The following is a 12,170-nucleotide window of genomic DNA, read 5'->3' as shown; positions in this document are numbered from 1 at the left end:
AGCGATCGAGCGGACTGCTGACTATCCGTGCGTGTCGACCAGAGGAAATCGATGGGCACGACCGGGGGTGCGGAACCAGTCCCCGTCGAGGAAGCGGCCTGTCATCCGTCCCACGATGGTCAGAAAGGCGTGCGCCAGCCGTTCGTCGCCCTCATTTGGATCCCCATCCCGGGGAAGCCCCTGGGCATAGGGTTCGAACAGTTGCCCGGGCAGCAGTTCGCCCGACGGCAACGCCGGAACTTCTGCGACCAGGTTTCCGTCTCGGTAATAGGCGAGGTCGGAGAGGCCATCGATCTCTCGGTGCCAATCGACCATGAGCATTCCTCGATTTCCGGAGCTGAGGCACCACCCTCCCGTTTCCGGGCCGCTGGTGCTGATCACAACTGACCAGCCAGGACTGTGGGGTCCGATCCAGAGACTGTCCTTCTCCTCGAGCGGGACGGACCAGTCCGTCATCGTGGCCGCTTCCTCGATCAGGCGCACGTCACGCCCGGATCGCGGATCCAGGCGCAGCAACCCGGCGAGCTCGTCGAGGTCGTCCCGTTCCACCCAGAGCCCGAAGAAGGCTTCATCGAACCCGTGCGCCGCCAGCAGCCCATACTGATCGTGTTCTGGCGATGCGGTTCGGCGATCGGTCATTTCGTCGTCTCCAGTTGCTCGGGTCAGCCGGGTTCGCAGATCAGTGGGGTCCTGGGATCAGTTGACCATCCGGACCCAGCCCGGTTGCGGGTGTAGAGGCTCCCCAGGACCTTTCCACGACTCCCGGGAGCGGTGCTGTCATGGCTCATTGCGACCTCGTTCTTCGGTCCGTGCTCCAGGTGATGACAGCATTGGCCAAATCGATCAAACACCACGCCTGGTCCATCTGGTCCGCCGCGTGCGCCGCAGAGGGGTTGCAAGGTGTCAGATCCGGAGATCGTCGCAGAGGTTGCCGCGCTGGTGTCGTGGGGAGCCGCTGAACGAGATCACCGCCCGTCTCAAGCATCCCGTGCCATGAGTGCCAAGCGCCTGGCCGCGTTGTGCGCGGCTGCCGTCCTGGGCGCGGGGTGCGCCGCCGCGCCGCCGCCGCGAGGTGCGCCCGCGCCGACCGCCACCGCCCCCAGCGTCACCACGGCAACCCCCAGACCCTCTCCAGTCCGTACGGCCCGAGGCCGGGGCTGGCGGCTCGAGCACGTCGGCGACCAGCGCGGAACCCGGTTGAACGCGGTCGCAGCCAGCGGTCCGCGCGACGTGTGGGCGATCGGCAGCCCGAGCGAAGGCACCGGCCGGCTGCTGCTCCTGCACTTCGACGGCCGGCGTTGGCGCGAGCGCCCCGCACCCGAGGTGACGTGGGACTCCAAGGATTACGAGAGGTTTCCCGCGCTGGTGGCGACCGGACCGCGCGACGCGTGGATCTTCGCCACCACCACCGCTCTGGCCGCGCACCACTGGGACGGCGAGCGCTGGAGCCGGGTTCCGCTACCGGACATGGACTACAACCCGGGCGAGCGGGCCGGTGCCACCGCCCTCGCACCCGACGACGTGTGGCTGGTGGTGGGGGATCACGCCGCGCACTGGGACGGCCGGGCCTGGACGGTCATGCGTCTGCCCGCCTGGGCGGCGTCGGTGTCGGCCGCGGCGCCCGACCAGGTGTGGGCGGTCGGCGGCACCGGCCGGCCGCTCGCGCAGGGGAGCTCCAGCTCGCAGGCGGCGACCATGCGCTGGGACGGCCGGTCATGGCAGCTGGTCCCCGCGCCCGAGGATCGCACGCCGAGCAAGGGGATCAACAGCCAGGGCCTGCCGGACGGCAGCATCCCGTCGATCATGCTCACCCAGGTCGTCGCCCACAGTCCCGGCAACGTGTGGGCGATCGGCACCAGCGAGGAGTTCGACTACGAGGACGGCAGGAGCAGAACCACGATCACCCTGCACTGGGACGGCAGCGCCTGGTCGCGGGTGCCGGGCTCGGCCGACGTCAGCGCGTCGGGCTCCGACGGCGCGAACGGGATCATCCTGGTCGACTGGGCCGCCGCCGAGAGCGGCTTGAGCGGGACCATCCGGGTCGCGCCCGACGGCAGCCGGACCGAGCTGCCGCCGATGGCGGGGGCGAACCGCAGGCGCGAGGTCGACGTCTCCGCGGTGAGCGCGGTGCCCGGAACGAGGACGGTCTACGCCGTCGGCCTCGCCTACGGCAGGAACTTCGGGCCCATGATCGCCCGCTACCACTGAGTTCCACCTTGTGACGTGGACACCGTGGGCCCGGCCGATGTGGCGACAGCCCGCGGTCCAGCGGGTGCTGAGCGTCGGCGGCGAACCTGTAACGTGACGTTCCCGTTCGCCCAGATCATTGAGGAGCGCCGATGAGACGAGAGGTGCGCGTTCCGCTGCCGGACGGCGATTCGCTGGCCGCGACCGTGGCCCTGCCGGAGGGGACCGCGCCGGCGACCGGCTGGCCGGGGATCGTGGTCGTGCACGAGATCTACGGTGTCGAACCTGACATGCTGGATGTGGCGGATCTGTTCGCCGACCGTGGCTACGCGGCCGTCCTGCCCGATCTTTACAGCCATGGCACCAGGACCGGGTGCCTGGCGCGGGCCATGCACCAGTTGGCCACCGGCAGGCCGGGCCGGCCCACCTCCGACATCGACGCGACGCGGCGGTGGCTGGCCGGGCGCGAAGACGTCGACGGCGACCGGCTCGGCGTGATCGGATTCTGCATGGGCGGTGGGTTCGCGCTCGCCTACGCGGCGAGTGCGCCCCCTGGGGTGCGGGCCGCGTCGGTGAACTACGGCGCGGTTCCCCGCGACGAAGAGGAGTTGCGCGCGGTGTGCCCGGTCGTGGGCTCCTACGGCGGCCGCGACGCAGGCTTCCGGTCGCACGGCAGGCGGCTGCAGGAGCACATGCGCGCGCTCGGCATCGAGCACGACGTCGAGATCTATCCCGGCGCCGGGCACTCCTTCATGACCGACGGACACCATCCACTAGCGAGACTCGCGCTGTTCCCGTTGCGCCACGGCCTCGTCCGCCCGGCGGCGGAGGACTCCTGGCGGCGCACCTTCGCCTTCTTCGACACGTACGTCGCCGACCACCGTTGACGCGCCTCGTCGCGTGTGCGGGAAGCCGGAGGCGAGCCTGCGGCGCTCGGCCGGCGGTCGAACGGAGTCAGGCCGGCGGCGCGCCGAGCTCGACCACCGAGCCGGTGGTCCTGGCCCGCTCGACGGCCCACACCACGCGATGGCTGGCCAGGCTGGTCAGCGCGTCGGAGGAGATCAGCGTCGGATCGCCGCCGGCCACGGCCGCCAGGAAGGCCTCGGTCAACGCCTCGTCGCCGCCGCCGTGGCCGTCCGCGGCGCTCGGTCCATGGCCGGCGTGGCTGTCGATGATCTCCTCCCGGCCCGTCCTGAAGTCGACCAGGCGCAGGGTGCGACCGTCGCCGTCGAGGTAGCCGTGGGTGCCGAGCAGCCGGGTGCGGCGGTGTTCCATCGGAGTGAAGGCGCTCATCGTGAACGAGCAGGTCGTGCCGTCGGGGAACTCCATCGCCACGACCTGGTGGTCGACGACGTCGTTGTCGCAGGCGTAGACGCAGCGGCCGTAGGGGCCGGTGCGCAGCGCCGCCAGCACGCCCTCGGTGTCGCGCCGCTCCGTGACCGCGCCCAGCGGCCAGAACTCCCGCTGCGGATCACCCAGGCACCCGAGGTAGAGCCGCTTGGCGGAGTAGGGGCAGGAGGGCTCCAGGGGACAGTCCACGCACCGGTCGGCCGCGCCGGGGGGCCGCTCCTCGGGACGGAAGTGGGTGAGGGTGCCGAAGGAGCTGACCCGGGCGGGCGCCTGCCCGGCCAGGTGGATCAGCCAGTCGATGTCGTGGCAGGCCTTGGTCAGCAGCATGGGCGCGGAGGTGTCCTGCCGCCGCCAGTGGCCGCGCACGAAGGAGTGGGCGTGGTGCCACCAGCCCACGGGCTCCAGATGCTGCAGGTTGACCAGCCGGCCGATCCGGCCCTCGCCGAGCAGCCGCTTCAGCACGCGCGTGTAGGGGGTGTAGCGCAGAACGTGGCAGACGGCCAGCATGATGTCGTTGCGCTCGGCTGCTTCGGCGATCCGTGCCGCCTCGTCCGCGCTGGTGGCCATCGGCTTCTCCAGGAGAAGGTGATAGCCGAGGTCGGCCAGCCGCACGGCCGGGGCCGTGTGCATGCGGTCCTGCGTGGCGACGATCGCCGCGTCGGCCAGCCGGCCCGCCGCCGCGAGGTCGGCCCAGTCCGTGTACACCCGCTCGGGCGCGACGTCGAACTCCGCGGCGACAGCCCGGCGGCGTTCCGGGTCCGGCTCGGCGATCGCGATCACGCGCCCCTTGCCGGTCGAGACCGCGTGGCGGGCGTAGGACTGCCCGCGCAGTCCTGCGCCGACGAGAGCTAGCGTCACATCGGACATGTGGCTCCTTCCTGGGCCGATCACTCGTTCCGGGCAACCGCCCGGCCGCCGTCGGCGGCGGCCGGGCGGGGCCGGCGGGGGTTCAGTTGGCGGTGAAGAGCGCGTTGACCTGCTGGTTGGCGGCGGTCAACGCGGTCTGGGCGTCCTTGCGGCCCAGCCAGACCTCCTCCAGAGCGCTGGACACGATCTGGTTGATCTCGTCACCATGGTCGCTGACCGGCAGCAGGAACGTGCCGTCCGCCGCTTCCGCCTCCTCGACGAAGACCCGAACGTCCCAGCCCTTGGCCCGGTACGCCTCCAGCGAGCGTTCGGAGGAGGAGGCCACAGCGGGGAAGACCACCGCGTTGCGGGCCACGATGTCCTGGCACGCCGGCGAGCCGAGGAACTTCACCCACTTCCAGGCGGCCTCCGGGTGCGGGGTACCGGAGTAGATGACGTCGGCCAGGCCGTTGAAGGCGGACTTGCGGCCCTGCGGCCCGGTCGGCAGCGGCGCGAAGGCGAACTTCTGCTCCGTGGACTCCATGTACGTCCTGATCATCCAGGAGCCGGTGATGCCGAGCGCGCCCTTGCCGGAGTTCAGCACCGCGTCGATGCCGAGCGAGCTGGTCTTGTCGTACGGCGCGGCGTAGCCCTTGTCGATGAGCCGCCGGAACCAGGTGACGGTCTCGGCCAGCTTGGGGCTGTCGTAGAAGTAGCGGGTGCCGAACGGGTTCTTGTCGATGTAGCCGAAACCGTTGGAGACGGCGAGGTTGCCCCAGCTGTTCTGGCCCTGCGAGCCGTCGTTCAGCTCCGGCACGATGCCGTGCACGGCGACCTTGGTCTTGTCGAAGCCGGGCTCGTCGCCGCGCTTGCCGTTCTGGTCGACGGTGAGCCTGGCGATGGCCTTCTCGAAGGTGCCGCCGTCGGCGGGGTTCCAGGTCAGCTCGGACAGGTCCACGCCGGCCTGCTCGGCGAGCTTGGTGTTGTAGATGACGGCCATGGTGTCCCAGTCCTTGGGCAGGCCGTACCGCCTGCCGTCCTTGACCCACGGCTCGGCCAGACCGGGCCGGTAGCGGGTGAGGTCCACCTTGTCGGCCTTGACCATGGGGTCGATGTCGAGGAGCTGGCCGTTCTTGACGAACTGCGGGTAGTAGGAGGCCTGCATGGTGATGACGTCGGGGGCTTGGCCGGAGACCATCTGGGTGGTGAGGTTCTGCCAGTACTGGTCCCAGGCGTTCTGCGTGATCTTGATGGTCACGCCGGGGTCGGCCTGCTGGAAGGCGTCGGCGCACTGCTGGTAGGCGCCCTGCTGGACGTCGTCCCACAGCGCGTAGGTGAGCGTGACCTTGCCGTCCTCCGGCCCGTCGCCACCGCCGCTGCCGCACGCCGCCGCCAGCAGCAGCAGAGCCGCGGCCGCACAACCTCTTCTCATGACTTATCCCTTCATGCCGGAGAACTGGATGGAGTCCACGAGACGGCGGCCGAAGAAGACCACCAGCAGCAGGACCGGGAGGACCGACAGGGCGGAGCCGGCCATCAGCCCGGTCCAGTCGGGCGCGGTGTTGGGCGACTGCTTGAGGAAGATGCCGAGCGCCGCGGTCAGCACCCGGGTCTCCTCACCCGGGGCCACCAGCAGCGGCCACAGGTAGTCGTTCCACGTCCACACCGCGGTGGTCAGGGCGAGCGTCAGCAGGGGCCCCTTGGTCATGGGCAGCACCACGCGCCAGAAGATGATCCCCCTGCCGGCGCCGTCGATGAGCGCGGCCTGTTCCACCTCGCGCGGCACGCCGAGGAAGAACTGCCTCAGGAAGAAGACCGCGAACGGCGACATGAGCAGGCTGGGGGCGACCAGGCCCTGGAAGGTGTTGAGCCAGCCGAGTTCCTTGACCAGGACGAAGTTGGGCAGCAGCGTGAAGATCGGCGGCACCATCAACGCGGCGACGAACAGCCCGAACAGCAGGTCGCGGCCGGGAAAGCGCAGGCGGGCGAAGGCGTAGCCGGCCATCGCGCAGCAGAGCGTCTGCACGGACGTGACGAGCCCGGTGTAGATGATCGAGTTGCCCAGGTAGCGGAAGAAGTCGAGGTCGGCTCCCGACCCGCCGGCCGCCCGCGACTCCTCGCGGGTGGCCAGGCCGAGGACCCGCTCGAAGTTGACCAGGGTCGGGTGCGCGGGCAGCAGTCCGGCGCTGTCGCCGACCAGTTCGCGGCCGGGGGTGATGGCCGTGCGCAGCATCCAGTAGAGCGGGAACAGGGAGATCAGCACGGCCAGGATCAGGCCGGCCCAGGCGAGTCTTCTCATGCGCGTCCCCTCACGCGAGGTCCGAGGTCGAGGCGCGCAGCAGGCGCATCTGGACGAAGGTCAGCACGCCGAGGATGAGCAGCAGGCTCAGCGCCAGCGCCGAGGCGTAGCCCATCTTGAAGTGGGTGAACGCCTGCTCGTAGATGTAGAAGTAGACGACCCGGGTGGCGTTGGCCGGACGGCCCATGGTGGTGACGGCGACGGTGTCGAAGAGCTGGAACGAGCCGATCAGCGAGACCACCAGCACGAACGCCAGGATGGGCCGCATCAGCGGCAGCGTGATCCGGAAGAACGTGCGGACCTCGCCGGAGCCGTCGAGCGCCGCCGCCTCGTAGACCTGCGGCGGCACCAGCAGCATCCCCGCGTACAGCAGCAACGCCGTGTAGCCGGTGCCGCTCCAGGAGGTGATCATCGCCACGCTGGGCAGCGCCAGGTCCGGCGAGGTCAGGAACCCCTGGTTGTCCAGGCCGAGGGCGACCAGCAGGTGGTTGACGAAGCCCAGGTTGGCGTCCAGCAGCCACATCCACAGCAGGCCGGTGGTCACGCTGGGCACCAGCCAGGGCACCACGAGCAGCGAGCGGACCAGCAGCGATCGGGTCAGCCGGTGCAGCAGCGCCGCGAGGCCGAGTCCGGCGATCATCTGGATGCCGATGTTCATGACCACGTACCCGCCGGTGACCTTGAGCGAGTTCCAGAACAGCGGGTCGCGGGCGAGCTTGGCGTAGTTGTCCAGGCCGACGAACCGCGGCTGCGACAGCAGGTTCCAGTCGGTCAGCGAGTACCACGCGCCGCGCAGCGCCGGATACAGGTAGAACAGGGCGAAGCCGAGCAGCACGGGGGCGAGGAAGGCCAGCGCGATCGCGCCGTCTCCGCGCGGCCTGGTCCTGACCCGGCGGCGGACCGCTGGTTCGGTGAGCGTCGTCGTCATGGGCCGATCCGTTCGGCTGGTCGCAGCATCGCCGGACCTCCTGGGCCACTGGTGCGGAATGTTGGAGCCCATCATGGCCACTTACGAAATCTTGTCAATACCTTCGAGAGGATTAGCGTCCTGGCCTGGTATTTCGGCAACACACCTTGGCGACATGGGGAGATAATCGAAAGTATTGACAAGATATCGAAGGTCCTGGGACCGTCCTCCTCATGGCCTTCTCAGACCTCGACCTGCTCGTCGTGGGCGACGCCAACCCCGACGTGATCGTGTCCGGGGCGCCTCGGGCGCCCGCCTTCGGCCAGCGCGAGCACCTCGTGGACGCGGGGCACCTGGTGCTCGGCGGCTCGGGGGCGATCACCGCGCACGGAGCGGCCCGGCTCGGGCTGCGCACCGCCTTCGTCGGGCGGGTGGGCGACGACCCGGCCGGGACCTTCGTGCTCGACGCGCTCGCCCGCGCCGGCGTGGACGTGTCCGCCTGCGTCGTGGACCCCGGCGCGCCGACCGCGCTCACCGTCGTCCTGGCGGACGGAGCCGACCGGGCGATCCTGACCGCGCCCGGCTGCCTGGACCGGCTCGACGCCGCCGACGTCCCCCCGGAGCTGCTCCGGCGCACGCGGCACGTCCACGTCTCGTCGTACTTCCTGCAGCCGCTGCTCGCCGCGGGACTGCCCGGCCTGTACGCGGCGGCGCGGGCCGCCGGGGCGACCACGTCGCTGGACACCAACGACGACCCGTCGGACCGATGGCAGGGCCTGGACGAGGTGCTGCCGCTGACCGACGTCCTGCTGCCCAACGAACGCGAGGCGCTCGCCCTGGCCGGGACGGACCACCTCGACGCCGCGGTACGCGCCCTGGCCGCGCGCGGCACCACTCCGGTGGTGAAGTGCGGCGGCGACGGCGCGCTCACCGTGGACGGCGGCGAACCGCTCCGCGTCCCGGCCGTCACCGCCCGCGTGACCGACACGGTCGGCGCGGGCGACAGCTTCAACGCCGGCCTGCTGGCGGCCCGCCTGCGCGGGCTGCCGGTACGGCGCGCCCTGGAGGTCGCCGTGGCCTGCGGCACCCTCTCCACCCGAGCCGCAGGGGGCACAGCGGCGCAGCCGACCTGGGAGGAAGTCACCTCATGAAGAAGCCGAAGATCGTTTTCGTCGGCGCGGGGAGCGTCGTGTTCACCCAGGGCCTCCTGGCCGACCTGCTGGCCTACCCCGAACTGGACGCGGTCCGCGTCGCGCTGCACGACATCGACCCCGAGCGGCTGGAGGTGGCCGAGGCGGCCGCCCACCAGATCGCGACCGCCCGCGGCGCCCGGCCCGAGATCACCGCCACCCTCGACCGCAGAGCCGCCCTGGACGGCGCCGACTTCGTCATCAACATGATCCAGGTCGGCGGGCACGACGCCACCGTCACCGACTTCGACATCCCCGCCCGCTACGGGCTGCGCCAGACCATCGCCGACACCATCGGCGTCGGCGGCGTCTTCCGGGCGCTGCGCACCTTCCCCGTGCTGGACGCGCTGGCCGCCGACATGGCCGCCGTCTGCCCGGACGCGGTGCTGCTGAACTACACCAACCCGATGGCCATGAACGTCTGGTACCTGGCCGGGAAGGTCCGCAACGTGGTGGGGCTGTGCCACTCGGTCTACTGGACCATGCGCGGGCTGGCCGACCTGGTGGCGGTGCCGTACGAGGAGATCACCTACCTGGCCGCCGGAGTCAACCACCAGGCGTGGGTGCTGCGGTTCGAGCGCGACGGCGAGAACCTCTACGACCGGCTCGACACGGCCATCGCCCGCGACCCGGAGCTGCGGCGCCGCGTCCGGGTGGAGATGTACCGGCGGCTGGGCAGCTACCCGACCGAGACCAGCGAGCACTCGGCCGAATACCTGCCCTGGCTGATGCGTCACGACGCCGAGATCGACCGGCTGCGCATCCCGGTCGGCGCGTACGTGCGCATCAGCGCGGACAACGTGCACGAGTACGAGCGCACCCGGCAGGCTGTCCGCGACGACGCCGAGCTGGCGATCGCCGGCACCGACGAGTACGCGCCGCAGATCATCCACAGCATGGTCACCGGCACGCCCCGCGTGGTCTACGGCAACGTGGTCAACGACGGACTGATCGCCAACCTGCCCGCCGGATGCGTGGTCGAGGTGCCCTGCGCGGTGGACTCCTCAGGAGTCCGGCCCACCCGCGTGGGGGCGCTGCCACCGCAGCTCGCCGGGCTCAACCGGGCCTACGTCAACGTGAACGAACTGGTCGTGCGCGCCGCCGTCGAGGGACGGCCCGACCACGTGCGGCACGCGCTCATGGTCGACCCCAACACCTCGGCCACGCTGTCGCTGGAGGCCATCTGGCGGCTGTGCGACGACCTGGTCCGCGCGCACGGGGCGCTGCTGCCCGAACCGCTTCGCGCCACGCTGGCGGACTGACGCCGTGGGGGCTGCCCACCGGCTACCTGCCGGCGATCTCCACCTTCAGCCCCCGCTCCCGCAGCGACTCGACCGTCTCCGGGTCGGCCGGCTCTCCCGTGATGAGGAGGTCCACCTCCGACAGCGCGCAGACCGGCGCCATCTCGACCCGGCCGAGCTTGGAGGAGTCGGCCACCACGATCCGCCGGGCGGCGGCACGCAGCATGCGCTGCTTCATCTCGGCGTCGGGCAGGTTGACGTTCGTGACGCCCGCCTCGGGATGGACGCCCCCGCACCCGACGAACACCGTGTGGGCGCGGATGCCCTCCAAGATCTTGCCCCCCAGCGGATCGACCAGCGAGTGCTGCTGGCGGCGCAGGCTGCCCCCGGTCACCACCACGGCGAACCTCGGCAGCGCCGGCTCCAGCTCCAGCGCCGTGCGCAGGCCGTTGGTGAACACCGTCACCTCCGTCAGGTCCGGGCGGGCCACGAGTTCCCTGGCCACGTACGCGGTCGTCGTGCCCGCCCCCATCAGCACGCTCTCCCCGGAGCCGACCAGCCGGGCCGCGGCCCGGGCGATGAGCGCCTTCTCCACCGCCGCCGCGCCCAGGGACAGCTCGAACGACGGCTCCCCCCGCGGCGGCGGGCTCGCCGCCACCGCGCCGCCTCGCACCCGGCGGACCTTGCCCTGCTCCTCCAGCGCGTCCAGGTCGGCCCGGACCGTCACCGTCGAGACGCCGAACACCTCGGCCAGCTCCGCCACCCGGGCGAACTCCTGCTCCACGAGAAGGCCGAGCATCCGCTCCCGCCGCACCTCGGTCGGCATGGACTCGCTCATCGGCGGATCGCCTCCGGCAGCAGACCGCCGTGCGCCTCGATCAACTCGTCGCAGAGCGCCTCGATGGCGGGCAGCGGCAGGGTCGCCGCCGTGTTGGGGTCGAGCATCGCCGCGTGGTGGACGTGCCTGCGGTCACCGTCGAGCACCGCCCGCACGGTCAGCTCGACGACGTTGAGGAACGTACGGTTCAGCGCCGCGAGCTGAGTCGGCAGCTCGCCCACCGGCCGCGGATGGATCCCCGTGGCATCGACGAGGGCCGGGACCTCCACGCAGCAGTCGGCCGGCAGGTTGCCGATCAGGCCCCCGTTGCGGACGTTGACGTAGACCTCCTTCTCCTGTCCGGTCAGCACGGCCAGGATCGCCGCCGCCGCCGGCTCCTGGTGCTGCCAGCGCACCAGCAGCGACCGCCCGGCCGACAGCGCCCGGCGGGTCTCCTCGTACTGGTGCATGCTCTGGCCGACCCGCCGCAGGTACTCCTCCACCGGCACGCCCAGGCGCGTGGTCTCCTCGGCGTGCGGCAGGAACCACGGGACGTACTCCGCGGCGTGCTCGCTCGACTGGGTCGGGAAGTAGCCGAACCGGCGGTACATCTCGACGCGCACGTGCCTCGCCAGCTCCGCGTCGGCCGCGAGGAGCGCGTCCAGCTCCGGGTACAGGGGGCGCCCCTCGGCCTCGAACCGCAGCACGAACGACTGGTGATTGACCCCGGCGCTGAGGAAGCTGATCTCGTCCACCCCCCGCCCGACCAGGTCGGCGAGGTAGGTGTGCGTGTCGCACACGGCGTGGCACACCCCGGCGAACCGGTCGAACCCGGTGGCCTCCTGCACGGCCCATCCCGTCATCGCCATGGGGTCGCTGCAGTTGAGCAGCCAGGCTTGCGGGCACAGCTCGGCCAGCTCGCGGCCCAGCTCGACGAAGAACGGGATGGTGCGCAGGCCGCGGAAGATGCCGCCGATGCCGATCGTGTCGCCGATCGTCTGGCGCAGGCCGTACCGGTGCGGGATCTCGAAGTCGCGCAGGGTGGCCTCGAACCCGCCCACGTCCACGTGGCTGACCACGAAGTCGGCGCCGTCGAGCGCGCGCCGCCGATCGAGGGACACGATGATCGTCGCCGCGGAGCCCGCCTCGGCGTCGAGCGACCGCACCAGGGCCTCGGCCGTGGCGAGCACGGCCGGATCGGTGTCGTGCAGCACGATCTCCAGCTCGCCGTGGAGCCCGGATTCGAGCAGCAGGTCGGACACCACCCTGCGCGTCAGGTCGACGTTGCCCGCACCGATGAAGACGATCCGCGACATCCCACCTCCCGCCTGGT

At 71.0% G+C, this 12,170-nt stretch carries 11 protein-coding genes; 4 read left to right on the top strand and 7 right to left on the bottom strand.

Going from position 1 to position 12,170, the window contains the following annotated elements; all coding sequences use genetic code 11:
* Nucleotides 1–21: 21 nt before the first annotated feature.
* Complete coding sequence (locus tag FHU36_RS17625; protein ID WP_185085073.1) at nt 22–639, bottom strand: hypothetical protein; 618 nt, start codon at nt 637–639, stop codon at nt 22–24.
* Between the two features lie 354 nt (nt 640–993).
* Here FHU36_RS17625 and FHU36_RS17620 point away from each other — a divergent pair, with 354 nt between their 5' ends.
* Both FHU36_RS17620 and FHU36_RS17615 read left to right on the top strand, forming a co-directional pair.
* Nucleotides 994–2,208, top strand: a complete 1,215-nt coding sequence (locus tag FHU36_RS17620; RefSeq protein WP_185085072.1) for a hypothetical protein — start codon at nt 994–996, stop codon at nt 2,206–2,208.
* A 131-nt stretch (nt 2,209–2,339) separates the two neighbouring features.
* Nucleotides 2,340–3,074, top strand: coding sequence for a dienelactone hydrolase family protein (locus FHU36_RS17615; protein WP_185085071.1), 735 nt, complete (start codon nt 2,340–2,342; stop codon nt 3,072–3,074).
* Between the two features lie 67 nt (nt 3,075–3,141).
* On the opposite strand, the gene FHU36_RS17610 is transcribed toward FHU36_RS17615, so the two are convergent.
* The 4 genes from FHU36_RS17610 to FHU36_RS17595 all read right to left on the bottom strand — a co-directional run bounded on the left by FHU36_RS17610 (nt 3,142) and on the right by FHU36_RS17595 (nt 7,610).
* Nucleotides 3,142–4,404, bottom strand: a complete 1,263-nt coding sequence (locus FHU36_RS17610) for a Gfo/Idh/MocA family protein (RefSeq protein WP_185085070.1) — start codon at nt 4,402–4,404, stop codon at nt 3,142–3,144.
* 82 nt (nt 4,405–4,486) lie between these two features.
* Nucleotides 4,487–5,815, bottom strand: a complete 1,329-nt coding sequence (locus FHU36_RS17605) for an ABC transporter substrate-binding protein (RefSeq protein ID WP_185085069.1) — start codon at nt 5,813–5,815, stop codon at nt 4,487–4,489.
* A 3-nt stretch (nt 5,816–5,818) separates the two neighbouring features.
* Nucleotides 5,819–6,682 carry a carbohydrate ABC transporter permease gene (locus FHU36_RS17600; protein ID WP_185085068.1) on the bottom strand — a complete coding sequence of 288 codons (864 nt, stop codon included), beginning with the start codon at nt 6,680–6,682 and terminating at the stop codon, nt 5,819–5,821.
* A gap of 10 nt (nt 6,683–6,692) precedes the next feature.
* Nucleotides 6,693–7,610 carry a carbohydrate ABC transporter permease gene (locus FHU36_RS17595; RefSeq protein WP_185085067.1) on the bottom strand — a complete coding sequence of 306 codons (918 nt, stop codon included), beginning with the start codon at nt 7,608–7,610 and terminating at the stop codon, nt 6,693–6,695.
* Nucleotides 7,611–7,822: 212 nt separating this feature from the next.
* Between FHU36_RS17595 and FHU36_RS17590 the strand changes: the two genes are divergently transcribed.
* Entirely contained in the window at nt 7,823–8,740 is a 918-nt protein-coding gene (locus FHU36_RS17590; RefSeq protein WP_185085066.1) for a carbohydrate kinase family protein, read from the top strand.
* The gene (locus FHU36_RS17585) at nt 8,737–10,041 is read left to right on the top strand and encodes an alpha-glucosidase/alpha-galactosidase (protein ID WP_185085065.1); all 1,305 of its coding nucleotides are present in this window, start codon (nt 8,737–8,739) and stop codon (nt 10,039–10,041) included. Before FHU36_RS17590 ends, FHU36_RS17585 begins: the two co-directional genes overlap by 4 nt.
* Before the next feature lie 22 nt (nt 10,042–10,063).
* On the opposite strand, the gene FHU36_RS17580 is transcribed toward FHU36_RS17585, so the two are convergent.
* Nucleotides 10,064–10,858 carry a DeoR/GlpR family DNA-binding transcription regulator gene (locus FHU36_RS17580; RefSeq protein WP_185085064.1) on the bottom strand — a complete coding sequence of 265 codons (795 nt, stop codon included), beginning with the start codon at nt 10,856–10,858 and terminating at the stop codon, nt 10,064–10,066.
* Nucleotides 10,855–12,153 (bottom strand): alpha-galactosidase, encoded by a 1,299-nt coding sequence (gene melA / locus FHU36_RS17575; RefSeq protein ID WP_185085063.1) that lies wholly within the window; start codon nt 12,151–12,153, stop codon nt 10,855–10,857. The genes FHU36_RS17580 and melA overlap by 4 nt, the downstream gene beginning before the upstream one ends.
* Nucleotides 12,154–12,170: the final 17 nt, after the last annotated feature.

The organism is Nonomuraea muscovyensis (assembly GCF_014207745.1).
Lineage (GTDB): Bacteria > Actinomycetota > Actinomycetes > Streptosporangiales > Streptosporangiaceae > Nonomuraea > Nonomuraea muscovyensis.
This window is presented reverse-complemented; position numbering and strand designations above follow the sequence as displayed.